This is a genomic window from Bradyrhizobium sp. HKCCYLS1011 (assembly GCF_051167795.1).
Taxonomy (GTDB): domain Bacteria; phylum Pseudomonadota; class Alphaproteobacteria; order Rhizobiales; family Xanthobacteraceae; genus Bradyrhizobium.
Window position 1 is genome coordinate 175,350 of the sequence record NZ_JBNPTT010000001.1, and the last position, 22,855, is coordinate 198,204.

The 22,855-nt window shown below is 64.0% G+C and carries 22 protein-coding genes and 1 pseudogene; 19 read left to right on the plus strand and 4 right to left on the minus strand.

All coding sequences use genetic code 11. From position 1 onward, the window contains the following. Window positions 1-62: 62 nt before the first annotated feature. The 12 genes and pseudogenes from ACQR1W_RS00810 to surE all read left to right on the plus strand — a co-directional run bounded on the left by ACQR1W_RS00810 (window position 63) and on the right by surE (window position 12,419). Window positions 63-1,229, plus strand: coding sequence for a deoxyguanosinetriphosphate triphosphohydrolase (locus ACQR1W_RS00810; protein WP_434849050.1), 1,167 nt, complete (start codon window positions 63-65; stop codon window positions 1,227-1,229). Window positions 1,230-1,238: 9 nt separating this feature from the next. After that, on the plus strand, window positions 1,239-3,038 hold the full coding sequence (gene argS, locus ACQR1W_RS00815; RefSeq protein ID WP_434849051.1) for an arginine--tRNA ligase: 1,800 nt from the start codon (window positions 1,239-1,241) through the stop codon (window positions 3,036-3,038). A gap of 96 nt (window positions 3,039-3,134) precedes the next feature. Continuing rightward, complete coding sequence (locus ACQR1W_RS00820; protein WP_434849052.1) at window positions 3,135-4,826, plus strand: SPOR domain-containing protein; 1,692 nt, start codon at window positions 3,135-3,137, stop codon at window positions 4,824-4,826. Between the two features lie 42 nt (window positions 4,827-4,868). After that, a complete protein-coding gene (gene nagZ / locus ACQR1W_RS00825) occupies window positions 4,869-5,897 on the plus strand; it encodes a beta-N-acetylhexosaminidase (protein WP_434849053.1) in 1,029 nt (342 codons plus the stop codon). Further along, on the plus strand, window positions 5,894-6,730 hold the full coding sequence (locus tag ACQR1W_RS00830) for a segregation and condensation protein A (RefSeq protein ID WP_008968540.1): 837 nt from the start codon (window positions 5,894-5,896) through the stop codon (window positions 6,728-6,730). Before nagZ ends, ACQR1W_RS00830 begins: the two co-directional genes overlap by 4 nt. A 19-nt stretch (window positions 6,731-6,749) precedes the next feature. After that, window positions 6,750-7,461: pseudogene (gene scpB / locus ACQR1W_RS00835) on the plus strand (SMC-Scp complex subunit ScpB); the annotation flags it as partial. Window positions 7,462-7,883: 422 nt separating this feature from the next. Further along, window positions 7,884-8,117, plus strand: a complete 234-nt coding sequence (locus ACQR1W_RS00840; protein ID WP_008968538.1) for a twin-arginine translocase TatA/TatE family subunit — start codon at window positions 7,884-7,886, stop codon at window positions 8,115-8,117. Window positions 8,118-8,231: 114 nt separating this feature from the next. Beyond that, entirely contained in the window at window positions 8,232-8,807 is a 576-nt protein-coding gene (gene tatB, locus ACQR1W_RS00845) for a Sec-independent protein translocase protein TatB (RefSeq protein ID WP_434849054.1), read from the plus strand. Then, window positions 8,804-9,607 (plus strand): twin-arginine translocase subunit TatC, encoded by an 804-nt coding sequence (tatC, locus tag ACQR1W_RS00850; RefSeq protein WP_434849055.1) that lies wholly within the window; start codon window positions 8,804-8,806, stop codon window positions 9,605-9,607. The genes tatB and tatC overlap by 4 nt, the downstream gene beginning before the upstream one ends. 115 nt (window positions 9,608-9,722) lie before the next feature. Further along, window positions 9,723-11,054 carry a serine--tRNA ligase gene (serS, locus tag ACQR1W_RS00855; RefSeq protein ID WP_434849056.1) on the plus strand — a complete coding sequence of 444 codons (1,332 nt, stop codon included), beginning with the start codon at window positions 9,723-9,725 and terminating at the stop codon, window positions 11,052-11,054. A gap of 106 nt (window positions 11,055-11,160) precedes the next feature. After that, window positions 11,161-11,511, plus strand: a complete 351-nt coding sequence (locus ACQR1W_RS00860) for a hypothetical protein (RefSeq protein ID WP_434849057.1) — start codon at window positions 11,161-11,163, stop codon at window positions 11,509-11,511. A 137-nt stretch (window positions 11,512-11,648) separates the two neighbouring features. Beyond that, window positions 11,649-12,419: a 5'/3'-nucleotidase SurE gene (gene surE, locus ACQR1W_RS00865; protein ID WP_434849058.1), complete on the plus strand. Its 771-nt coding sequence runs from the start codon at window positions 11,649-11,651 to the stop codon at window positions 12,417-12,419. Between the two features lie 2 nt (window positions 12,420-12,421). Here the strand turns inward: surE and ACQR1W_RS00870 are convergent, their stop codons facing one another. Further along, on the minus strand, window positions 12,422-12,802 hold the full coding sequence (locus ACQR1W_RS00870; protein ID WP_008968531.1) for a response regulator: 381 nt from the start codon (window positions 12,800-12,802) through the stop codon (window positions 12,422-12,424). A gap of 279 nt (window positions 12,803-13,081) precedes the next feature. Between ACQR1W_RS00870 and ACQR1W_RS00875 the strand changes: the two genes are divergently transcribed. Further along, a complete protein-coding gene (locus ACQR1W_RS00875) occupies window positions 13,082-13,729 on the plus strand; it encodes a protein-L-isoaspartate(D-aspartate) O-methyltransferase (protein WP_008968530.1) in 648 nt (215 codons plus the stop codon). A 107-nt stretch (window positions 13,730-13,836) separates the two neighbouring features. Continuing rightward, window positions 13,837-15,249 carry a peptidoglycan DD-metalloendopeptidase family protein gene (locus ACQR1W_RS00880; protein ID WP_434849059.1) on the plus strand — a complete coding sequence of 471 codons (1,413 nt, stop codon included), beginning with the start codon at window positions 13,837-13,839 and terminating at the stop codon, window positions 15,247-15,249. A gap of 137 nt (window positions 15,250-15,386) precedes the next feature. Here ACQR1W_RS00880 and ACQR1W_RS00885 read toward each other — a convergent pair whose 3' ends face one another. Continuing rightward, window positions 15,387-16,355: an ATP-binding protein gene (locus ACQR1W_RS00885; protein ID WP_434849060.1), complete on the minus strand. Its 969-nt coding sequence runs from the start codon at window positions 16,353-16,355 to the stop codon at window positions 15,387-15,389. A 198-nt stretch (window positions 16,356-16,553) separates the two neighbouring features. On the opposite strand from ACQR1W_RS00885, the gene yajC reads away from it, so the two are divergent. The 5 genes from yajC (at window position 16,554) to ACQR1W_RS00910 (ending at window position 20,911) form a co-directional block, all read left to right on the plus strand. Continuing rightward, window positions 16,554-16,910 (plus strand): preprotein translocase subunit YajC, encoded by a 357-nt coding sequence (gene yajC, locus ACQR1W_RS00890; protein WP_434849061.1) that lies wholly within the window; start codon window positions 16,554-16,556, stop codon window positions 16,908-16,910. A gap of 73 nt (window positions 16,911-16,983) precedes the next feature. Beyond that, entirely contained in the window at window positions 16,984-18,585 is a 1,602-nt protein-coding gene (gene secD, locus ACQR1W_RS00895; RefSeq protein ID WP_434849062.1) for a protein translocase subunit SecD, read from the plus strand. Window positions 18,586-18,593: 8 nt separating this feature from the next. After that, window positions 18,594-19,613 carry a protein translocase subunit SecF gene (secF, locus tag ACQR1W_RS00900; protein WP_434849063.1) on the plus strand — a complete coding sequence of 340 codons (1,020 nt, stop codon included), beginning with the start codon at window positions 18,594-18,596 and terminating at the stop codon, window positions 19,611-19,613. Between the two features lie 51 nt (window positions 19,614-19,664). Then, complete coding sequence (locus tag ACQR1W_RS00905) at window positions 19,665-20,048, plus strand: Mth938-like domain-containing protein (protein WP_434849064.1); 384 nt, start codon at window positions 19,665-19,667, stop codon at window positions 20,046-20,048. After that, window positions 20,045-20,911 (plus strand): phytoene/squalene synthase family protein, encoded by an 867-nt coding sequence (locus ACQR1W_RS00910; RefSeq protein ID WP_434849065.1) that lies wholly within the window; start codon window positions 20,045-20,047, stop codon window positions 20,909-20,911. The genes ACQR1W_RS00905 and ACQR1W_RS00910 overlap by 4 nt, the downstream gene beginning before the upstream one ends. A 9-nt stretch (window positions 20,912-20,920) precedes the next feature. Here ACQR1W_RS00910 and ACQR1W_RS00915 read toward each other — a convergent pair whose 3' ends face one another. Both ACQR1W_RS00915 and ACQR1W_RS00920 read right to left on the minus strand, forming a co-directional pair. Beyond that, entirely contained in the window at window positions 20,921-21,637 is a 717-nt protein-coding gene (locus ACQR1W_RS00915; protein ID WP_434849066.1) for a TauD/TfdA dioxygenase family protein, read from the minus strand. A gap of 199 nt (window positions 21,638-21,836) precedes the next feature. Next, window positions 21,837-22,727 (minus strand): TauD/TfdA dioxygenase family protein, encoded by an 891-nt coding sequence (locus ACQR1W_RS00920; protein WP_434849067.1) that lies wholly within the window; start codon window positions 22,725-22,727, stop codon window positions 21,837-21,839. Window positions 22,728-22,855 lie beyond the last annotated feature (128 nt).

Sequence of the window (22,855 nt, forward strand, 5' to 3'; positions counted from 1 at the left end):
GGCACACCCCATAGTTAAGTGCATTGAACGCTGGAATCAAATCGTCGGAGCTCGAAAACACCGTGTCGGTCGGAATGGCTGCCCCCCGCGCTCCTTTTTCCTGCGATCCCGATCGCAGCCGGGGCAGGCTCGTGGCCGAGCCACCGTCGCGGACCCGCAGCGCGTTCCGGCGGGATTGCGACCGGGTGATCCATTCGACCGCCTTCCGCCGGCTCAAGCACAAGACCCAGGTCTTCGTCTTCCACGAGGGCGACCATTACCGGACCCGCCTGACCCATTCCTTGGAAGTAGCCCAGATCGCCCGCGCGCTGGCCCGCCAGTTCGGGCTCGACGAGGACCTGACCGAGACCTTGGCGCTGGCGCATGATCTCGGCCATCCGCCCTTCGGGCACGCCGGCGAGCGCGCGCTCGACCGATGCCTGGAGCGCCATGGCGGCTTCGACCACAATGCGCAGGCCTTGCGCGTCGTCACCTCGCTCGAGCAGCGCTATCCCGAATTCGACGGGTTGAACCTGACCTGGGAGGCGTTGGAGGGCATCGTCAAGCACAACGGTCCGCTGCATCAGCCGATTCCGGTCGGGATCGCACAGTTCAATGAGAGCTACGATCTGGAGCTCGGGAGCTACGCCTCGCTGGAAGCGCAGGTTGCAGCAGTCGCCGACGACATCGCCTACGACGCGCACGACATCGACGACGGCTTGCGCGCCGGACTGTTTGCGGTCGATGACCTCAAGGAGATTCCGCTGATTGCCGCCATGATCGGAGAGATCGATCGGCATTATCCGGGGCTCGATGATATCAGGCGCGGGGCGGAGCTGGTGCGCGATCTGATTTCCTATCTGATTGCCGATGTCGCTGCGGAGGCCGCGGCGAGGCTTGATCGCGCCAAGCCCATGTCGCCGCATGACGTGCGCCGTCACGGCGCGCCGCTGATCGGATTTTCCGCCGAAGCCGCCGCGGCCGAGAAGACCATCAAGACGTTCCTGTGGCACCACATGTATCGGCACGAGCGGGTGATGAAGGTGATGCGCGAAGCCGAGCGGATCGTCGTGGACCTGTTCGAGCGATACCGGAACGACCCGGCCGCGCTGCCGCCCGAATGGCGCGACGGCCACGACGGCGAGGGCGAATGCGCCCGGCGGATCGGCAATTTCATCGCCGGGATGACCGATCGTTTCGCGCTGACCGAGCATCACCGGCTTTTTGACTCGACCCCGGATTTGCGTTAGGCGGCGCCCATGGTCGACACAGCTCAAAACCTGCATCTTTTCGCCGATGTGCTGGCGCGCGTGCACGCGATCTGCGCCACGCTCGCCAAGGACGGCAACTGGCCCGAGGGCATCGATTTTTCGCGCGTGGTGGTCGAGCCGCCCCGCGATGCCAGCCATGGCGACATGGCGACCAATGCCGCGATGGTGCTGGCGAAAGAAGCCAAGACCAAGCCGCGTGACCTTGCCGAGCAGATTTCCGCCAAGCTGCGCGATGATCCGCTGATGGCCAAGGTCGACATCGCGGGGCCCGGCTTCATCAATCTGACCCTGCGGCCGAGTGCATGGACCGAGGCCCTGCGCACGGTCCTGCACGAGGGGGATGTCTATGGTCGCCTCCCGCCCGTTCCGGGTGCGCCGAAGGTCAACGTCGAGTACGTCTCGGCCAATCCGACCGGCCCGATGCATGTCGGCCATTGTCGCGGCGCCGTGTTTGGCGACGCGCTGTGCAGCCTGCTGCAATTCGCCGGGCATGATGTCACCAGGGAGTATTACATCAACGATGCCGGCGCCCAGGTCGACGTGCTCGCGCGTTCGGCCTTCCTCAGATATCGCGAGGCGCTGGGCGAGGACATCGGCCGGATTCCGGAAGGGCTCTATCCCGGCGATTACCTGAAGCCGGTGGGGCAGGCGCTGGCTGCCGAGTATGGCGACAAGCTGAAGGCGATGCCGGAGGCGCAGTGGCTGGCAATCGTGCGCGCCAAGGCGATCGCGATGATGATGGACGAGATCAAGGACGATCTCGCCGCTCTCAATATCAAGCACGACGTCTTCTTTTCCGAGCGGTCGCTGATCACTGCCGGCAACAACAAGGTTGCCGAGACGATCGACTTCCTGCGCGAGCGCGGCGATGTCTATGAAGGCCGCTTGCCGCCGCCGAAGGGCGCACCTGTCGAGGATTGGGAAGATCGCGAGCAGCTTCTGTTCCGCGCCACCGCCTATGGCGACGACGTGGACCGGCCGCTGATCAAGTCCGACGGCACCTACACCTATTTCGCCTCAGATATCGCCAATCACCGCCACAAGTTCGAACGCGGTTTTGCAGATTTGATCGACGTGTTCGGTGCCGATCATGGCGGCTACATCAAGCGCATGCAGGCGGCGGTGAAGGCGGTCACGGCGGGGCAGGCCACGCTCGACGTCAAGATCGTCCAGCTCGTGAAGCTCCTGCGCAATGGCGAGCCGGTGAAGATGTCGAAACGCTCCGGCGATTTCGTCACGTTGCGCGAGGTCGTCGACGAAGTCGGTCGCGACGCGGTCCGCTTCATGATGCTTTATCGCAAGAACGATGCCGCGCTCGATTTCGACCTCGCCAAGGTGATCGAGCAGTCGAAGGACAATCCGGTGTTCTATGTGCAGTATGGTCACGCACGTGGGCATTCGATCTTCCGCAACGCTCGCAGCGAGGTCGTTCCGAACTTGCCGGAGGAGGCTTCAGCCCGTGCCGCTTTCCTGGCCGAGGCGAAGCTGGAGCTGCTTACCGATCCCGGTGAAATCGAGATTTTGAAGCGCCTCGCGCTCTTTCCGCGCCTGATCGAGGGCGCGGCGGCGGCCCATGAGCCGCATCGGGTGGCGTTCTATCTCTATGATCTTGCAAGTGAATTCCATGCGCAGTACACTCGCGGAAACAGCTTGCCCTATTTACGCTTCAGTTACCGTGATGATGCAGTGATAACCATGGCGAGATTGGCCATGGTTCAGGGCGTTGTCTCGGTGCTGGGGTCGGGACTAGCTATATTGGGCGTCCATGCTCCCGAGGCGATGAAATAACGGGGGAGAGCGGATGCAGCTTCAGTTGGGGGCCTCAATCTGGCAAGGTCCGCCTTAGTACGCATTTGCGGTTCACCCGCAGGGACGCTTCATTAGATGGCTGATCGTTACCAGGATAGACCCTTTCCCGCTGATGGTTTTGGCCGCGGTGGTGGGTCCGGACAGGCGGAGAGCGACCCGCTTGCCGAGCTTGCTCGCCTGATTGGGCAGAACGACCCGTTCGCCCAGACCGGCCGCAACATACCTTCCGGCGCGCCGCGCGCCGCGGCCCAGCCGCGGCCGTCAGCGCCGCTGCCGTCCACACCGTTGCCGCCCGTGGAGCCTGTCGCCGAACCGGTGGCACCAGCCGGGCCGCCGGCCTGGATGCAACGCGCCAACCGGCAGGAAGTCCCGAGAACTCAGCAGCGCGAGGCGCCGGCCACGCCGCGCGACCCCTTCGCCGAGTTGGCGCGAGAGCCGCAGCGGCCTACACCGCCGCCAGCTTTCCCGGCCGGGTATCAGGATCCTCGTGCCGCGCCCCGCGACTTTCCCGAACAGGACTTCGAAAGCCAGGATTTCGGGCGTCAAAACGCGGCGCGCCAGGATATCCCGCAGTCCTATCCCAAGGATGATTTCGCCGACGATCTTGCCAAGCTGAACTTTGGCGCCGGCGATCCGCATCGTGGTTTTGGCGCGAACGCCGAGTTCGATCGCGAGCCATCGTTCGATGACCACGAGCCGGATCCGTCACGTTATGACGAGGCGTTGTTTGGACCGGCGGGCTCTGGACAGCAGGATTATCACGGCGACCAGGAATTCCAGGACGACCAGTACGCCTATCAGGACGGCTATGACGAGGGCGAAGAAGAAGAGGAGCCGAAGCGCCGCAGCGGGATGAGCACCGTGTTTGCGGTCCTCGCGCTCGGCGTTCTCGGCACCGGCGGCGCCTTCGCCTACAAGACCTACTTCTCGACGGCCCGTACTGGTGAGCCTCCGATCATCAAGGCAGACAACAGCCCGACCAAGATCATGAACTCGCAGGCGGATTCGACGCCCAAGGTTCCCGACCGGCTGATTGGAGACGGCGGCGAGAAACTGGTGTCCCGCGAGGAAACCCCGGTGGACGTGAATTCCCGCTCCGTCGGACCGCGCGTGGTGTTTCCGCAGCCCAACCAGAACATCAATCCGACGTCGTCGGCGAGCGCCTCGACGGGAGGCCTGCCGTCTGGAACTGGGGCCAGCGGCAGCAATGGCATCCTGCCCAACAGCGACCCGCGGCCGATCAGCACGCTTCGCATCAGCGGCAATAGCAATTCTGCGGGAAGCACCCCGCCTGACGCCAACAGCGGCCCGGCGCAAGTGGTTGCGGCGGTCCCCGCCACCGCCAAGCCCGCCGCAGCCGCCAAGACGGCGTCGGCAGCGCGTAATTCACCGACCAACGCGAATGCCTCGGCCAACGCCCCGTTGGCCCTGACACCGCAATCGTCCGCGCCGCCGGCCAGGCAGGTTGCGGCTGTGCAGCCTGCCGAATCGACATCCACCGCAAGCACGAGCAGCGGCGGCTATCTTGTGTCGATTTCGTCGCAGGTGAGCGAAGCGGATGCGCTGTCGTCCTATCAGGTGACGCAGGGCAAATATTCTTCAGTGCTGGGGAACTATTCGCCGATCATCAAGCGCGTGGATATGCCCGATAAGAGCGTGCGATACCGCGCCTCCGTGGGGCCATTCGCGACCCGCGACGAGGCCAACAAGATGTGCGGCACGTTGAAAGCTGCCGGCGGCCAGTGTTTCGCGTTTAGTAACCAGTAACCTTGGCTTGACCGGTCGCAGGGCGGGGTCTAATCGGCCCCGATGACCATGCGGGCCTTCATTACCGGCGTTTCCGGACTAGAACTCGGCACCGCCGAGCGCGACTTCATCCGCGATGCCCGGCCCTGGGGCTTCATCCTGTTCAAACGCAATGTGCAGTCACCTACTCAAGTGACTGCACTCGTCGATGAACTTCGCGATGCCGCCGGCCGCGCCGATGCTCCGATCCTGATCGATCAGGAGGGCGGGCGGGTGCAGCGGCTGGGACCGCCGCACTGGCCGGTCTATCCCCCGGGCGCGGCGTTCAGCCGGCTCTATGACATCGATTCGGCACACGGCCTGCGAGCGGCATGGCTCAGCGCCCGCCTGATCGCCGACGATCTCGGGCAGCTCGGGATCACCGTGGATTGTCTGCCGCTGGCCGACGTTCCGGTCGCAGACGCCGACGCCGTCATCGGCGATCGCGCCTATGGCGAGACGCCGGACAAGGTCGCAGCCATCGCTCGCGCGGTGACGGACGGGCTCGCGCAGGGGGGAATTCTGCCGGTCCTGAAGCACATCCCCGGCCATGGCCGCGCCACCGCCGATACCCATTTCCGGCTGCCGACGGTCGATACGCCGGAATCGGAGCTCGATGCGACCGACTTCGCGGCCTTCCGGCCGTTGTCCGATCTGCCGATGGCCATGACTGCACATGTTGTGTTTAGCGCGATCGACCCCGCCCATCCGGCCACGACTTCTGCGACAATGATCGAACGGGTGATTCGCGGCCGGATCGGGTTCCAGGGTTTGTTAATGAGTGATGACGTGTCCATGAACGCATTGGCGGGGTCAATCGCCGAGCGCACGCGCGCGATCATTGCCGCAGGCTGCGATGTCGTCCTCCATTGCAATGGCAAGCTCGACGAGATGCAGGCCGTCGTGGCCGAGACGCCGGAGCTCTCGGGGATAGCGCTGGCACGTGCCGACCGCGCATTGGCGGCCCGCAAGCCCGCAGTCGCCTTGGATCGTGCGGCAGCGCGCGCCGAGCTCGATGCATTGATCAACCGGCTGGGACCAGCGAACGCATGACCGCGGAAATTCTGTCTTTCGAAACCGGCCGGCCCGCCGAGCTGTCCGAGAGCGACCCGGCATTGGTGGTCGACGTCGAGGGCTATGAGGGCCCGCTCGACCTTCTGCTGGCGCTGGCGCGTCAGCAGAAGGTGGATCTGGCCAAGATCTCGATCCTGGCTCTGGCCGATCAGTATCTGCAATTCATCGAGGCGGCGCGAAAGATCCGACTGGAGCTTGCCGCCGACTATCTCGTCATGGCGGCCTGGCTCGCCTTCCTGAAGTCGCGGCTGCTGCTGCCGGAACCGCCGGCGGCCGAAGGACCGAGCGCGGAGGAGATGGCGACCGCGCTGGCCAACCGGCTGCGCCGGCTGGAGGCAATCCGCGAAGCCGCCAATCGTCTGATGAACCGGCCGCAGTTCCAGCGCGACGTGTTTCCGCGCGGCAATCCCGAGCCGATCGCGGAAGTTCGTCGTCCGAAGTTTTCGGCGACCTTGTTCGATTTGCTCTCGGCCTACGCGACCCAGCGACAGCAGCGCGTATTGACCTCGGTGCATCTGGCCAAGCGGACCGTGTGGTCGCTCGCTGAAGCACGCGCGTCTCTGGAGCGTCTGGTCGGCATGACCGAAGTCACGGAGGACTGGGGTTGCCTCGACGACTACCTGTTGAGCTATGTGGTCGAGCCCGCGCAGCGCGCCACGATCTTTGCGTCGAGCTTTGCTGCCGCGCTGGAGCTGGTGCGGGAAGGGCAGCTCGAACTGAACCAGAAGCAGGCGTTCGCGCCGCTGTATTTTCGGAAGCGTCCGCCACAACCTCCCGGTGCCATGACCGCGCCGGATTTGACGGTTGAGTAACGAAGAAGGAGACCGTGCGATGGCAATCTTGGCGGAAGTGCGCATGGAGGAGCCGGAAGACATCGCAGCCGAGCCGCAAGCGCGGCCGGAAGAGTTGCGCATTCTCGAAGCCTTGTTGTTTGCCGCGGCCGAGCCACTCGATCAGGCGGCGCTCGCCAAGCGCATGCCGGAAGGCGTCGATGTGAAAGCGGCGTTGGCGCAGCTGCAGGAGGAGTATGCCACGCGTGGCGTGAACCTCGTGCGTGTGGCTAATAAATGGACGTTCCGGACCGCGGGCGATCTCGCGTGGCTGATGACCCGCGAGAGCACTGAGACCCGCAAGCTGTCGCGGGCAGCGATCGAAGTGCTCGCTATCGTTGCCTATCACCAGCCCGTCACGCGTGCGGAGATCGAAGAGATCCGCGGCGTCGTCACGTCGAAGGGGACCCTCGACGTGCTGCTCGAGACCGGCTGGATCAAGCCGCGCGGCCGCCGCAAGTCCCCCGGGCGCCCGCTCACCTTCGGGACCACTGACGCATTCCTCACGCAGTTCAGTCTCGAGACGCTCGGCGACCTGCCGGGGCTGGAGGAGCTCAAAGGTACGGGGCTGCTGGATTCGCGGCTGCCGACTGGCTTCACGGTTCCGACGCCGTCGGACGATCCGACCTTGCGCGAGGACGAGGAGCCGCTGGAGCCTGGCGACCTCGATCTGGCGCTGGCGCCTGCGGTCGAGCCGGAGGAGGCAAGCCACGAGGAGCAAGCCGCTCATGAGGCCGCTTCGGATGAAGCTGGGCCATCGGATGTTGAAGCTGCGGCAATCGATCACACCGCGGCCGAGCGTTCCGAAGATCCTGCTCCGGAACCCGATGGATCGCAGACTGGTGATCCGGACGAAAGCACCGAATAGCCAACCCACGCGCGTCGTTAACAACAGCGTTATTCCGTAGCGCTGGCCGTGATTTGCCGAAGCTTAAGTGCTTGTTTTTGGGGGCTGTGACGCCTACCTTCCGCCCAAGATCGGGCTTGCGCGTTACGCTTTGTCCAGTCGTCCGCATTCATGTTGCTGTTTCGCGGCCGGATGCTAGAAGCGATGGGACGCGGTCAAGCCCATGACCGGGCGTGGTTTGGCGGCGCGATCGCCGGTCTTCCGCGCCGATGTTTGGAGGGTTGCAGGATGGGTTCGCTTAGCATTTGGCACTGGATCGTGGTGATCGCGGTCGTCCTGCTGTTGTTCGGGCGCGGCAAGATTTCCGACCTGATGGGCGACGTCGCGCAGGGCATCAAGGCGTTCAAGAAGGGTATGCAGGACGACGACAAGGCGCCGGAAAAGACCGAGCCGGTCAAGTCGATCGATCATGGCGGTACGCCCACCGCGACCCGTACCGATGTCGGCAGCAAGGCTGTCTGACCGAGCCAAGGCGTGACCGGCGCGGACCGCGCCGGATTCGACTGGCAGTGACCTGATCTTACGGGACTGGGCAGCTCGGGATTGGCAGGCGACGTCTCGTAGGCGGATTGTTTGATGTTCGATATCGGCTGGAGTGAGCTGCTCGTCATCGGGGTCGTCGCGCTGATCGCGATCGGCCCGAAGGAGCTTCCCGGCGTTTTGCGCATGGTCGGGCAGTGGATGGGCAAAGCCCGCCGGATGGCGGCCGAATTCCAGGGCCAGTTTCAGGAAGCCATGCGCGAGGCCGAGATGGCCGACCTCAAGAAGAGCTTCGATGAGGTTCGCGAAGCCGCGAGCGGTTTCTCGCCGACTGGCGTGATCAGCTCCCTGCAGCGGGACGTCGACAAGGCGCTCGATATCGAAGGCGTGGACAAGCCGGCGGAAGTGGCTTCTCCCGCGCCTGAACCGACCGGCGCTGCGCCGGAGGCGCCGGCAATTCCGACCACGCCGGAGCCGCCTCACCCCGAAACCTTTGTCGAGGCGCAGAGCCATCAAGCGGTCGATGAGCCGTTGGCCATCGTCCGGGAAATCAAGCCCGAACCCAAGCCTGAGCCCAGGTCCGAATCGAAGTCTGAATTCAAGTCCGAGGCCGGGGCTGAGACCATCACCTCCGAGGAAGCGGATCGGTTTAAGGACGCCAAAGCGTCATGACCGCGGAAGATATCGAAGCCAGCAAGGCCCCTCTGATGGAGCACCTGATCGAGCTGCGCGCGCGGCTCATCAAGGCGCTGGTCGGATTTGGCGTGGCCTTCATCTTGTGCTTCATCTTCGCCAAGCAGATCTACAATATCCTGGTGTTGCCGTTCGTCTGGGTGGCGGGACCGGAGAACAGCAAGTTCATCTACACCCAGCTGCTCGAATACTTCATCACCCAGTTGAAGCTCGCGCTGTTCGGCGCCGGCTTCATCTCGTTTCCGCTCGTGGCCTTGCAGATCTACAAATTCGTTGCGCCTGGTCTTTACAGGCACGAACGCAACGCGTTTCTGCCCTATCTGGTAGCGACCCCGATCTTTTTCGTGTTCGGCGCGATGCTGGTCTATTTCGCCGTATGGCCGATGCTGGTGCGGTTCTCACTCGGCATGCAGCAGCTCGGCGGTCCTGACACCGCTCAGATCGCGCTGATGCCGAAGGTCGGCGAATACCTGTCGCTGATGATGTCGCTGATCTTTGCCTTCGGCATCGCCTTTCAGCTTCCGGTGATTCTTACATTGTTGGGGCGGATCGGCATCGTCACCTCCGAGATGCTGCGCTCGAAGCGGCGCTATTTCATCGTGATCGCCTTCATCATTGCGGCGGTGCTGACCCCACCGGACGTGCTGAGCCAAGCCTCGCTGGCGATTCCGCTCCTCGCCCTATACGAAGGGTCGATCATCGCCGTGCGCTTCGTCGAGAAGCAGGCCGCGGCAAAATCCGCCTCCGGCACATCCTCCACCCCCGGTCAGGCCGAATAGGCGGGCCACCCGCTCGGCCTCGGCTGTTCCCATCCGACGATAATCGCGGTAGTGCAAGCCGGCCGCGCGACCACATGCGACTCGCCCGTATTCTTCGTTCCAGGACCGAACGATCATGCACGACATCAAATCGATCCGTGACAACCCGCAAGCCTTCGACGCGGCGCTGACGCGTCGCGGCCTGATGCCGCTATCGGCGCAGCTGCTGGCTGTCGACGAACGCAGGCGTGCGGCAATCCTAGCCTCCGAGCAGGCGCAGGCGCGGCGCAACGCGGCGTCGAAGGAGATCGGCGAGGCCAAGAAGGCCAAGGACGAGGCGCGCGCAAGCGCGCTGATGGAGGAGGTCGCCAAGCTCAAGGTCACGATGCCGGAGCTCGAAGCGGCTGCGAAGCAGGCCGATGAGGAGCTGGCCCGCGAGCTCGCCGCGATCCCTAATCTTCCACTGGACGAAGTGCCCGACGGCAAGGACGAGCACGACAACGTCGAGCGCCACGTCTTCGGCGCCAAACGGAATTATGCCTTCGCGCCCAAACCGCACGACGATCTCGGCGCCGGCCTCGGCTATATGGATTTCGAGTCCGCGGCGAAGCTCTCGGGCGCACGGTTCGTCGTGCTGAAGAAAGGGTTGGCGCGGCTCGAGCGTGCTATCGGGCAGTTCATGCTCGACCTGCATACCAACGAGCACGGCTATGCCGAGATCAATCCGCCGCTGCTGGTGCGCAATGACGTGATGTTCGGCACCGGGCAGTTGCCGAAATTCGAGGATGATCAGTTCTGGGCCATCAAGGGCGAGCTGCTGGCCTCGCCGGATGAGCGGCTGAAGACCGATCGGCTCGGCCTGATCCCGACGGCTGAGGTCACTTTGACCAATCTCGTGCGCGAGCAGATCGTCGACGAGAAGGAGCTGCCGATGCGGCTCACCGCGTTGACGCCGTGCTTCCGCGCCGAGGCGGGGGCTGCCGGACGCGATACCCGCGGCATGATCCGCCAGCATCAGTTCACCAAGGTCGAACTGGTCTCGATCACGACGCCCGAGACCAGCAAGGACGAGCATGAGCGCATGCTGGCCTGTGCTGAGGAGGTGCTGCGGCAGCTCGACCTGCACTACCGGGTGATCACGCTGTGCACCGGCGACATGGGATTCTCCTCGCAGAAGACCTACGACATCGAGGTCTGGATGCCGGGGCAGGGCGATGGCGGTGCCTTCCGCGAGATTTCGAGCTGCTCGGTGTGCGGCGATTTCCAGGCCCGCCGCATGGACGCCCGCTACCGCGGCAGTGACGGCAAGCCGCGCTTCGTCCATACCCTGAACGGTTCAGGCACGGCCGTCGGTCGTGCACTGATTGCGGTCATGGAGACCTACCAGCAGGAGGACGGCTCGATCGCGGTGCCGGACGTGCTGCAGCCTTATATGGGCGGGCTCAAGGTGGTTGCCGCGGAGGGCTAGCGCGGCGAGAATTTATCGCCTCCAATGCTTCCCAAGGTTGCGCTAGCGCCGGCGGTCGATATCCTGGGTTTCTGCTTTAAGCATTCGCTTCGCAGAGCCGTGATCGATGCCCCTGCATCGGGATATCTATTGGATCGGCAGGCAATGGGCCGTCACCGGTCACGGTATTCAGGCCGTGGACCAGCGGCTGCAGGGGGCTTTTGACCTCGATCGGTCCCGGATCTGGGCGAACGATCTGCGCGAGGGCCTGCGCGGGCTCACCTGGTTCAACGAGGCTGACTTCGAGAAGGCGCTTGCGGCCGCCCGTGCCCGCTTTCCCAAAGCTGCGCAGGAATCGGCCGAACAGCTCGATGCGAGCGAGCCTGTGAAACCGGCCAGCGCGCGGAGCGAGCGTCTTCAGCTGCAGACCGAGGGACGGCTTGCGAAGTTCCTGCCGCAATGGCGGATCCGCCATTAAGCAAATGCGACAGCTCCCGCTACGCCGTTGCTCATTCACGAGATTTTTCCGTGTCGCCGCGGTTTGCCTCGCTCGCCCGCAGCAGATAAGACAGCGGTAACCCGATTTTTGACTCTGTTCGAGAGGTGGCCGGACGCATGCGCATTCTCTGCACCAATGACGACGGCATTCATGCTCCCGGTCTGAAGGTCGTCGAAGAGATCGCGCACGCATTGTCAGACGATGTCTGGGTGGTCGCGCCCGAATTGGACCAGTCCGGGGTCTCGCATTCGCTGTCCCTGAACGATCCGTTGCGGCTGCGTGAGGTCGGCCCGCGCCACTTTGCGGTGCGGGGAACGCCGACCGACTGCGTGATCATGGGCGTTCGGCACATCCTCAAGCCGAAGCTGCCAGATGTGGTGCTCTCCGGTGTCAACAGGGGCCGCAACGTCGCCGAGGACGTGGTCTATTCCGGCACGATCGCCGGCGCGCTCGAAGGCACCATCCTCGGGCTACCCGCGTTTGCATTGTCACAGGAGTTCTCGCTGGAGACGCGCAACAAGCCCGTATGGGACAGTGCGCGCAAATTTGCCCCTCAGATCATCCGCAAGGTGCTCGAAGCAGGGGTGCCGAAGAATACCGTGATTAATGTCAATTTTCCCGCGCGCCCGCCGGAGGAGGTCCAAGGCATCCGTGTGACCCGCCAAGGCAAACGCAATCTCGGTTTTCTCAATGTCGATGAGCGCCGCGACGGCCGGGGCAATCCCTATTTCTGGATCGGCTTTGAACGGGCCGCCGCGCTGGACACTCCGGACGAGGGCACGGACCTGGCAGCGCTCGCAGCAGGTTATGTTTCGGTGACCCCGCTCCGATTAGACCGCACCGACGAGGCGTTCTCGATCACGTTAGGCGGAATCCTCGGACAGTAAACTCAGGACGATGTCCCGCCACGCAGGACGTTCTCGATCGCTTTGCCCAGCGTCTCCAGCTGGAATGGCTTCTGCAGAGCAGGGCGGTCACGGTATTCTTCCGGGAGCCCCGCCGAGCCATAGCCTGTGGCGAAGATGAACGGGCGATTGCGCGCCTTGATGACATCAGCGACCGGGGAGATGACCTTGCCGTTGACGTTCACGTCGAGAATGGCGACGTCGAAATACGTGCTTTCGGCAAGCCGCATCGCCTCGCCGATCTCGCCGGCTTCGGCCGCGACGGTGTAGCCGAGCTCCTCGAGCATGTCGGCCACCATCATCCTAATCATGACTTCATCTTCAACCAGAAACACGGAGCCGCGTGGTGGCCGCGGTGCAGTCATGAATGCAGTCCTCGCCTTTATCGGGAGTGACGTTCGCAAATTACGGCAAACGGCGCAACGTCAACAGCGTTGTCCCCAAGACGGCCATCCCAGCTGTGACCTCTCTGGCGCTGGTAGGCAACGATCCCGGGCATCTAAACGGCGAGATCTCGTGCTTGGTTCCCGCGACGGAACAGATTTTGCGCGATCAGAGGTCGATGCTACCTGCCGTTTGCCGTGGAAAATCGATGCTTCGCCCCAACATGAGGCTTATGATCCATGGGTGCAACCGAGACGGCGATGGCTCCGAAAGCTCCTCCGGAAAAGATGATGTTTCAGCTGACCCTGCGTCGGCGGGGAATCAGCGATCAAGCCGTTCTGCGTGCCATGGAGGAGGTGCCGCGGGAAGAGTTCGTTGCTGCTGCCGACCGGGCCGATGCTTACCGGGACAGCGCGTTGGGCATCGCTTGCGGCCAGACCATCAGCCAACCTTTCGTTGTGGCCTACATGACTGAGCAGCTGAAGCTGCAGAAGACCAGCCGCGTGCTCGAGATCGGCACCGGCTCGGGCTATCAGGCCGCGATCCTGTCGCGGCTGGCCGGCCACGTGCTCACCATCGAGCGCTTCCGAACGCTTGCCGATGCGGCGCGGGAGCGTCTCGAGAAGCTGGGCTGCTTCAATGTCGAGGTCATGTTGGGGGATGGCTTTTCGATTCCCCCTGGCGCCGGGCAGTTCGACCGGATCATCGTGACGGCGGCGATGGAGGAAATTCCGCAAAGCCTGCTCGATCGGCTCGAGCCTGACGGTATCCTGATCGCGCCAGTCGGGCCGCACCACGGTGTCCAAACACTTGTGCGCGTCATCCGAAAGGCCGAAGGGTTTGAACGAAAAGAGCTTGTCGATGTGCGATTTGTGCCGGCAATTCCGGGCATTGCACGCGAACTCTAAACCTGCGGATTAGCAGGGCTGACAACAGCTTATCGGCTGCTTAAGCGGTTATTTACCGCCGGCGTGTTTACTCAAATTCGTAGTTTGTTGCGTACGAGTGAGTAACCATGCCCGTTATCGTCGAGTTGCTTCGCTCACGTCGCCTGCAGCAGGTCGGGGCGCTGGCGGTGATTTCATTCGGTGTTGCCGGCTGCAGCGGCGATATGTCGACGCGGCTGTCGCAAACCCAGAATTCGTTTTCCAATCCGTTTGCGTCGGATGCCACGGGCTCCGTGCAGCCTCCCGCGCCGATCGAGCGCCGGGCTGCGCCGCAGCAGTACGGTCAGCAATATAATCCGCCAGCTCCGGCCGCCTATTCGTCCGCGGCGCTGCCGCCGGCTGTCACGGCGCCGCAGACTTATGCCTCCGGCGGAGGTTCGGGCGGGGTATCCGCCGGTGGCCGCGGCGTCGCCTCCTATGCGCCGCCAGCGCCAATCCCGGCGCCGTCCTATGCGGCCCCGCCACAACCGCGTCTCGAAACCACCGGCACCCTGCCGCCGCGCTCGGTCGCTGCCGCCCGTCCCGCCGGTGTCACCAAGATCATCGTCGGCACCAGCGATACGCTCGAAATCCTGGCGCGCCGCTATCACGTGACGCCGGCAGAGATTCTGGCTGCCAACGGCTACAAAGGACCGCGCGCACTCTCGCCGGGGCAGCAGCTCATCATTCCGAATCCCGGCGCGGTCGCGGCGGCGCCGGCAGCGACACATATCGCGGCGGCTCCCGTCGCTCCCAAGCCGGTCGCAGTGGCCGCGCCTGCGCCACCGAGCGTGCATTTCGTCAATCGCGGCGACACGCTGGCCGGCATCGCCCGTCACAACCATATCTCGGTCGCCGAACTCGCACACGCCAATAACCTTGCGCCGACCTCGTCCCTGAAGCTCGGTGCCAGGCTGACCGTCCCCGGGAAGTCGGTGGCGGTGGCCGCGCCCGCAGCTCCGGTCGCAGCTGTACCCCAGGCGGCTGCGACCGTGCCGGCGCCGGCGCCGACGACCAGGCTTGCCACGGCGGGACCGGTGCAGAGCGCGCGCCTTGCCCAGGCCAATCCCGCGCCTGAGAAGGAGGAAGAGCCGGCCAAGCCGGCCGAGACCACCAGCGCGCTGCCGACCTTCCGCTGGCCCGCACGCGGCAAGGTGATCACCAGCTATGGCGCCAAGACCAACGGCAAGGCCAATGACGGCATCAACATCGCGGTGCCTGAGGGAACGCCGGTGAAAGCCGCGGAGGACGGCGTGGTCGCCTATGCCGGCAACGAATTGAAGGGCTACGGCAACCTGGTCCTGGTCCGCCATTCCAACGGCTACGTCACCGCATATGCCCATGCGAGCGAGCTGATGGTGAAGCGCGGTGACACGATCAAGCGCGGCCAGGTCATTGCCAAGTCGGGTCAATCGGGCGAGGTGGGATCGCCGCAACTCCACTTCGAGATCCGCAAGGGATCGTCGCCGGTTGACCCGCTGCAATTCCTCAATGGGGCGTAGGCCGTTGTCGCCCAATCACTCCCGTCGTCGCCCGGCTTGACCGGGCGACCTGGTATCCACAGCCGCCCGGGCGAGAGCCGGGGGACGGCGCGGCGTACTGGATTCCCCGCCTTCGCGGGGAATGACCGCTGGTTGGCCTACTTCCCTGTCAGCCTGACACCTCGCCGTCCGGCCATGTCCTGAACGAACTGCCAGGCCACACGGCCGGAGCGTGAGCCGCGCGTGGTGGCCCATTCCAGGGCCTCGTGCTCCAGCTCGTCCTCGGGGACCGTGATATCGAAATGGCTGCAATAGCCTTTCACCATCGCCAGGAATTCGTCCTGGCTGCAGCGGTGGAAGCCGAGCCAAAGGCCGAAGCGGTCGGACAGCGAGACCTTCTCCTCGACCGCTTCGCCCGGATTGATCGCGGTGGATCGCTCGTTCTCGATCATCTCGCGCGCCAGCAGGTGACGGCGGTTCGAGGTGGCGTAGAGGATCACATTCTCCGGCCGTCCCTCGATGCCGCCCTCCAGCACAGCCTTCAGCGACTTGTACGAGGCGTCATTGCCGTCGAAGGAGAGATCGTCGCAGAACACGACGAAGCGGAAGGAGGAGGCACGCAGGATGTCCATCAGCGCAGGCAGGCTCTCGATGTCCTCGCGATGAATCTCGATCAGCTTCAAGCGATCGGCATTCTTGCGGTCCAGATTGATGGTGGCATGTGCCGCCTTGACCAGGGACGACTTGCCCATGCCGCGCGCGCCCCAGAGCAGCGCATTGTTGGCGGGCAGGCCCTCGGCGAAGCGCTCGGTGTTCTCGATCAGGATGTCGCGCATCCGGTCGATGCCCTTCAACAGATCGATCTCGACGCGGCTGACGCGGGGCACCGTGTTGAGCCGTCCGTTCGGGTGCCAGACGAAGGCATCGGCGTCCTCGAAGGAGGTGGGGTGGGCCGAAGCCGGCGTAGAGGCGGCGAGATGCGCGGCAATTGCCTCAAGTGCTGCGGCAATGCGCTCGGGCGTGCCGTCGGCTGACGTGCTGAGGCGTTTTGCCGCGACTTTTAGTTGCTTTTGCGATGCGGGTTTGGCGGGTTTTCGGGACGGGGCTTTGGCTGGTTTTTTTGACATGCTGCAAGTTCCTGACGGTGCAGCCATATCGGGCCGACGCGGGGGTCGCAAGCTTGCCTAAATGAAAGGCTGGTCCACATTGCAATTGGGACCGCGGCCGCTATATTCCGCGCAAAATTCTGACCGACCGGCCCGCTGCCAGGCGGCTAGCCGGCTTTTCCCGTCTCGACGAGGCGGATCTCACGAGGACCAAAGCGCATGCTGATCACCCCCGCCTATGCCCAGGCCGCGGCCACCGGCGACACCAACAGCATGCTGATGTCGCTGCTGCCCTTCGCGCTGATCTTTGTGATCATGTATTTCCTGATCCTGCGGCCGCAGCAGAAGAAGGTCAAAGAGCACGCCGACCTGGTCAAGAACGTCCGTCGTGGCGACACGATCGTGACCCAGGGGGGCCTGGTCGGCAAGGTCACCAAGGTCGTCGACGACGACCAGGTGGAGTTCGAGATCGCCGATGGCGTGCGCGTGCGGCAGATGCGCCAGATGATTACCGGCGTCCGCACCAAGGGCGAGCCCGCCAAGGCTGACACGAAGGACGAAAAAGCGGCGAGCTGAGTTCGCCTTTACACGGGCTCGCGGCATATCGTTGCCGCGTTAACCGGTCGCTCTGATCTGACGGATCACGCAAATGCTTTACTTCACGCGGTGGAAGGCGCTGGGTATCATCCTCACGGCGCTTGTGGTGTGCCTGTTCGCCGTCCCCAATTTCTTTCCCGAGGCCACCGTCAAGAGCTGGCCGGCCTGGGCGCAGCGCCACCTGGTGCTCGGCCTTGACTTGCAGGGCGGCTCGTACCTGCTGCTCGAAGTTGACGCGAATTATATCAAGAAGGAGCGGCTCGATTCGATCCGCGATGACGCGCGCCGCGCGTTGCGCGATGCCAAGATCGGGTATACGGGCCTTGCCACCCGGGGCGATGCCGTCGAGGTCAAGATCAGCAAGGACACGGACGTCCCGACCGCACTCGCCAAGCTGCGCGAGCTGTCGCAACCGCTCGGCGGTCTGCTCGGCTCGAACGGCCAGCGCTCGCTAGAAGTCACCGACGCCGGCAATGGCCTTATTCGTCTGACGATCCCACAGGCTGCGATCACCGAGCGCATCCGCCAGACCATCGATCAGGAAATCCAGATCGTGGAGCGCCGCATCAATGAGCTCGGCACGGTCGAGCCGCTGATCCAGCGGCAAGGCGCCGACCGCATCCTGGTGCAGGTGCCGGGCCTGCAGGACCCGACCCAGCTCAAGGAACTGCTCGGCAAGACCGCGAAGATGGAATTCCGGATGGTCGACACGTCCGTGCCGCCCGAACAGGCGCTGCAGGGGCGTGTGCCGCCGGACTCCGAAGTGCTGCAGAGCGCGTCGTCACCGAACCAGCCCTATGTGATCAAGAAGCAGGTGCTGGTCTCCGGCGGCGACCTCAGCGACGCGCAAACCGGCTTCGACCAGCGCACCAGCGAGCCGATCGTGACCTTCCGCTTCAATTCGGCAGGCTCGCGGAAATTCGCGCAGGCGACGACCGAGAATGTCGGCCAGCCCTTCGCGATTGTGCTCGACAACAAGGTGATCTCGGCGCCGGTGATCCGCGAACCGATCACCGGCGGCTCGGGCCAGATCTCCGGCAATTTCACGGTTCAGTCCGCTAACGAGCTCGCGATCCTGTTGCGCGCCGGTGCGCTGCCGGCGCCATTGACCGTGATCGAGGAGCGCACGGTCGGCCCCGGTCTCGGCGCGGACTCCATCGCCAAGGGCGAGCTCGCCGCCTATGTCGGCTCGATCCTGGTCATCGTGTTCATGCTGTTGACCTACCGGCTGTTCGGCGTGTTCGCCAACATCGCCGTCGCCGTCAACGTGGCGATGATCTTCGGCGTTCTGTCGTTCCTCAATGCCACGCTGACCTTGCCCGGCATCGCCGGCATCGTGCTCACCGTCGGCATCGCGGTGGACTCCAACGTCCTGATCTATGAGCGCATCCGCGAGGAGTTGCGCGGCGGACGCAACGCGATCTCGGCGATCGACGCCGGCTTCAAGCGCGCGCTGGCGACGATCCTCGATTCCAACATCACTACCTTCATCGCTGCCGCCGTGCTGTTCTACATCGGCACCGGCCCGGTGCGCGGCTTCGCCGTGACGCTCGGCATCGGCATTCTCACCACGGTTTTCACCGCCTTCACGCTGACCCGTCTGATCGTGGCGTGGTGGGTGCGGTGGAAGCGGCCGCAAAGCGTGCCAATCTAGGAGCTAAAGTGACACACTGGGTTCTCATCGGGCTTGGCATCCTGATCGCGGTGCTGACGGTGGTCAGCGCGCTCGGCCTGCTGCCGTCGTTGCGCATCGTTCCCGACAACACGCATTTCGATTTCACGCAGTTCCGCCGCATCAGCTTCCCGATCTCGGCGACGCTCTCGATCGTCGCGATCACGCTGTTCTTCACGCATGGCCTGAATTTCGGCATCGACTTCAAGGGCGGCACCTTGCTCGAAGTCCGCGCCAAGTCGGGCACCGCCGACCTCGCCGCAATGCGCACTGCGCTAGCAGGTCTTCAGCTCGGCGAAGTCCAGCTGCAGCAGTTTGGCGGCCCGGCGGAGGTCCTGATCCGCGTCGCCGAGCAACCCGGCGGCGACACCGCGCAGCAGGAGGCGGTTAGCAAGGTTCGCGGCGCGCTCGGCGACAGCGTCGATTACCGCCGTGTCGAGGTCGTTGGTCCCCGCGTGTCCGGCGAGCTGCTCGCTTACGGCATGCTCGGCCTGATGCTCGCGATCGTGTCGATCCTGATCTATCTCTGGTTCCGGTTCGAATGGCAGTTCGCGCTCGGCGCCATGATCGCCAACGTCCACGACATCGTGCTCACGATCGGTTTCATGTCGATCACCCAGGTCGATTTCGACCTGACCTCGATCGCAGCGCTTTTGACCATTCTCGGCTATTCGCTCAACGACACCGTGGTCATCTACGATCGTATTCGCGAGATGCTGCGGCGTTACAAGAAGATGCCGATGCCGCAGTTGCTCAACGAATCGATCAACTCGACGCTGTCACGCTCGATCATCACCCACGTCACGGTGACGCTCGCGCTGCTGGCGCTGCTTCTGTTCGGCGGCCAGGCGATCCACAGCTTCACGGCAGTCATGATGTTCGGCGTGGTGCTGGTCGGCACCTACACCTCGATCTTCATCGCGTCTCCCATCCTGATCTATCTCGGCGTGCACTCGGTCCGCGCCGAGGCGCAGGACGACAAGCCGGCGCCAAAGAAGAAATCGGCGTGATCCGAAGCTCGCCTTCGGATCATATCCGCGGGCCGCAAGTTGGTTTCGGACATGGCCAAAGCAGATGACGCACCGCATTTCCCACGATCGGCGCCGATCGACGGCTACGGCAAAGGCGGCTTCGTCTTTGCCGGCATGTCGCATCGGGGGTCTCTGCTGTGCCTGCCGGATTCGATCTGGGCCTGGGATGTGACGCAGCCGAGCCAGATCGACCGTTACTCGCTCAAGCGCGTCTTTGACGCGGCCAACAGCATCGATACGCTGATTGTCGGCACCGGAACGGAGGTCTGGCTGCCGCCGAACGAGCTGCGCGCCGCGTTGCGTGCGGTGAAGGTGGTGCTGGACCCCATGCAGACCGGTCCCGCGATCCGCACCTACAACATCATGATCGGCGAGCGGCGGCGCGTCGCGGCCGCGCTCATCGCCGTTCCATGAGCGAGACGGGAGCCAACACGGATACCGCCGCCTTCTGCGCGGCACTGGTGCGGGAGCAGGATTTCGGCCGCTACGCCGCGACCTTGTTCGTCGCCCCGGAGCTGCGGCGCGCACTGTTGGCTCTCTACGCCTTCAATGTCGAGATCACGCGGATCCGGGACGTCGTGTCCCAGCCGCTGCCGGGTGAGGTCCGCCTGCAATGGTGGAGCGATGCGCTTTCCGGCGAGGACCACGGCGGGGTCGAGGGCAATCCGGTCGCGGCCGAGCTGCTGTCGGTCGTGCGCGCCTTCTCGCTGCCGGTCGATCGTCTGACGCGATTGATCGACGAGCATCAGTTCGATCTCTACAACGATCCGATGCCCACCATGGCTGCGCTGGACGGCTATCTCAGTGACACACATGCGTCGCTGTTTGCGTTGGCGGCGAGCATCGTGGCTCTCCCGTCACCTGAGCTCGACCATCTCGCCCGCCATGCCGGGCTTGCACAGGGCGTCCTGCAGGTGATCGCATCGTTGCCGCGAGACGCAGCGCACCGTCAGCTCTTCGTTCCGCTCGATCTCCTGGAGCGTCGCGGCAGCGGCCTTGAGGAGGTCTTCGCCGGTCGGCAGACGCCAGCGCTCCGTGCGGCGCTGGGCGACTTGCTCGCAGAGGCGCGGCAGCACCTGGACATGGCGCTCGAGCTGCTTGCGGAGGCGCCGCGGGAGATCCGTCCGATATTCCTGCCACTGGCGCTGGTGCGGCGCGACCTTGCGCGTGCGTCACGCCCCGAGCATGATCCGTTCCAGCCACAGGCACGTTCGCATCTATCCACCTTGTGGGCGTTATGGCGTGCGTCGAAGACGGTCACCTTCCGCGACCGCTGATCTCATGGATCAGTTCGGGGCAATCGAGCTCCAGATCTCGGAGCCGTGCAGCAGGCGCTGCGCTGTCGGGAAGCTGGCATTCGTGCGATAGATCGTGCAGCGGGCATCCCAGACCAGAAGATCGCCTTGTCGACAAAGCTGGGTCGAGGAGAACTCCGGACGGGTCGCAAACTCCCAGAGCTCGTCGAGCAACGCGTCCGATTCGGCGAGTTCGAGGCCGACGAGATAGGCATGGCGTCGCGAGCCGAGCGCCAGCATCGAGCGTCCCGTGTCGGGATGAACACTCACCAGAGGTCGGACGCTGCCGCTGATTGCGGTGTGAACGGGCCCTTCCGGCTGGAGCGGAGGGCTCTCCAGCTCAGACGCGAGCTGCCTGATCTTGAGGTGCGCGATCCGGCTCCTGAGCCGGGGCGGTAGGGCATCATACACGGTGTAAAGGCTGGAAAATGTGGCCGTCTCGCCAAGCCTCGTCCCGTGTGGCGTGTAGATCATTGTCGCAGTTCCGAAGCGTCGGCCGAGGGCCGCGCGTTCAGTGTCCGACAGAGTCTGACTGCGAACGAGTAGCACCTGGTGCTTCAGCAGCGCCCGCATGAAGCCGGCAAAGGCCCAGTCGTCGAACGACCTGAGATCGACGTCGCGGACTTCGGCGCCCAGTGCTCTTGCGGTCGGGATGACCTCGATCAGACTGCCCGACACCTTCTCCGCGACATCACGTGCAAGATTCACCGCGTCATCTCCTCACTTCACCAGTGCGAGAAATCAAACACGGTAATTTGTCCGGCTTATCTCTTCAGCGCGGCATTTCGCGGGAGGGCTGCGCCGACATTTGCCAATTCTCGGCGCAGTTCGGCAACATGAGTCAAAAGTTGGACGCGGATCCCGCAAATGCCGCGTCAAGACGACTCATCTGGACGCGCGTCGATGCTCATACGGGACGCGCCGTTCCCTTGATTTGGGTCCGATGCATGATTCGCCTCGAGCTGTCGTCAAACGGATCACGCCGATGCATCGTGCAGCGGTTGTCCCAGATCACGAGATCACCGACCTGCCAGACATGCTCCCAGGCAAAGTCGGGACGCGCGACATAGATCCAGAGCTCGTCGAGCAGCGCCTCGGAGTCGGCGAGCTCCAGGCCGACCAGATAAGCGTTGCGCCGGCGGCCCAGATACAGCATCTGCCGTCCGGTGTCGGGATGGGTGCAGACCAGAGGATGGATCGCGCCAGGCGAGGTGCGGGGATCGTCAGTGGGGGTAACACCCTGGCGCAGGAATCCGCCGCTGTTGTAGGTGCCGTCATGCTTGATCTTGAGGCCCGTGATCCGACGCTTCAGATCATCCGGCAGCGCATCATGAATCGCATACATGCTGCAGAACGAGGTGTTGCCGCCGACCGGTGGGATCTCCAGCGCATACAGCGCACTCGCGATTGGCGGCATGTCGAGATAGGACATATCGGTGTGCCAGACCGCTTCGCCGGCGCCGAGGCTGCCGATCGGCTCGCCGTTCTGCTTGACGTTGGAGACGATATAGATCTCGGGCAGGCCTTCGACGAAACGGCGGCCAGTTTCCTGCACCGGCGCCCAGTCGAGCTCGCCAAAGCGACGGCTGAAGGCGATGAGATCCTGGTCCGACAAGGTCTGGCCGCGCACGAGCAGCACAGAATGGTCATGGAAGGCGCGCAGCAAGGCAGCGAAGGCCTGGTCATCGAGGCGTTTGAGGTCGACATTGCGAACCTCCGCGCCCAGCGCTTTGCCGGTCGGCACGATGTCGATCGCGGACGAACCGGATGGGCCAGCGGAGCGGGTGTCGATATCCATATCTGACCTCCACGACTTGGGCTTATGCGCTCGGGCTTAAGCGCCTTCAGCTTACACAACTTGGATTTAGGCAGTGACCATCATATCAGCTTTGCCACAGATTGGAGGCAAGCTGCATCGATACCAGG

Bases quoted from the DNA above. Each gene is read 5' to 3' on its own strand.
- argS (WP_434849051.1), top strand. From the start codon at position 1,239: ATGGTCGACACAGCTCAAAACCTGCATCTTTTCGCCGATGTGCTGGCG.
- ACQR1W_RS00820 (WP_434849052.1), top strand. From the start codon at position 3,135: ATGGCTGATCGTTACCAGGATAGACCCTTTCCCGCTGATGGTTTTGGC.
- nagZ (WP_434849053.1), top strand. From the start codon at position 4,869: ATGACCATGCGGGCCTTCATTACCGGCGTTTCCGGACTAGAACTCGGC.
- ACQR1W_RS00830 (WP_008968540.1), top strand. From the start codon at position 5,894: ATGACCGCGGAAATTCTGTCTTTCGAAACCGGCCGGCCCGCCGAGCTG.
- ACQR1W_RS00840 (WP_008968538.1), top strand. From the start codon at position 7,884: ATGGGTTCGCTTAGCATTTGGCACTGGATCGTGGTGATCGCGGTCGTC.
- tatB (WP_434849054.1), top strand. From the start codon at position 8,232: ATGTTCGATATCGGCTGGAGTGAGCTGCTCGTCATCGGGGTCGTCGCG.
- tatC (WP_434849055.1), top strand. From the start codon at position 8,804: ATGACCGCGGAAGATATCGAAGCCAGCAAGGCCCCTCTGATGGAGCAC.
- serS (WP_434849056.1), top strand. From the start codon at position 9,723: ATGCACGACATCAAATCGATCCGTGACAACCCGCAAGCCTTCGACGCG.
- ACQR1W_RS00860 (WP_434849057.1), top strand. From the start codon at position 11,161: ATGCCCCTGCATCGGGATATCTATTGGATCGGCAGGCAATGGGCCGTC.
- surE (WP_434849058.1), top strand. From the start codon at position 11,649: ATGCGCATTCTCTGCACCAATGACGACGGCATTCATGCTCCCGGTCTG.
- ACQR1W_RS00870 (WP_008968531.1), bottom strand. From the start codon at position 12,802: ATGACTGCACCGCGGCCACCACGCGGCTCCGTGTTTCTGGTTGAAGAT.
- ACQR1W_RS00875 (WP_008968530.1), top strand. From the start codon at position 13,082: ATGGCTCCGAAAGCTCCTCCGGAAAAGATGATGTTTCAGCTGACCCTG.
- ACQR1W_RS00880 (WP_434849059.1), top strand. From the start codon at position 13,837: ATGCCCGTTATCGTCGAGTTGCTTCGCTCACGTCGCCTGCAGCAGGTC.
- ACQR1W_RS00885 (WP_434849060.1), bottom strand. From the start codon at position 16,355: ATGTCAAAAAAACCAGCCAAAGCCCCGTCCCGAAAACCCGCCAAACCC.
- yajC (WP_434849061.1), top strand. From the start codon at position 16,554: ATGCTGATCACCCCCGCCTATGCCCAGGCCGCGGCCACCGGCGACACC.
- secD (WP_434849062.1), top strand. From the start codon at position 16,984: ATGCTTTACTTCACGCGGTGGAAGGCGCTGGGTATCATCCTCACGGCG.
- ACQR1W_RS00905 (WP_434849064.1), top strand. From the start codon at position 19,665: ATGGCCAAAGCAGATGACGCACCGCATTTCCCACGATCGGCGCCGATC.
- ACQR1W_RS00910 (WP_434849065.1), top strand. From the start codon at position 20,045: ATGAGCGAGACGGGAGCCAACACGGATACCGCCGCCTTCTGCGCGGCA.
- ACQR1W_RS00920 (WP_434849067.1), bottom strand. From the start codon at position 22,727: ATGGATATCGACACCCGCTCCGCTGGCCCATCCGGTTCGTCCGCGATC.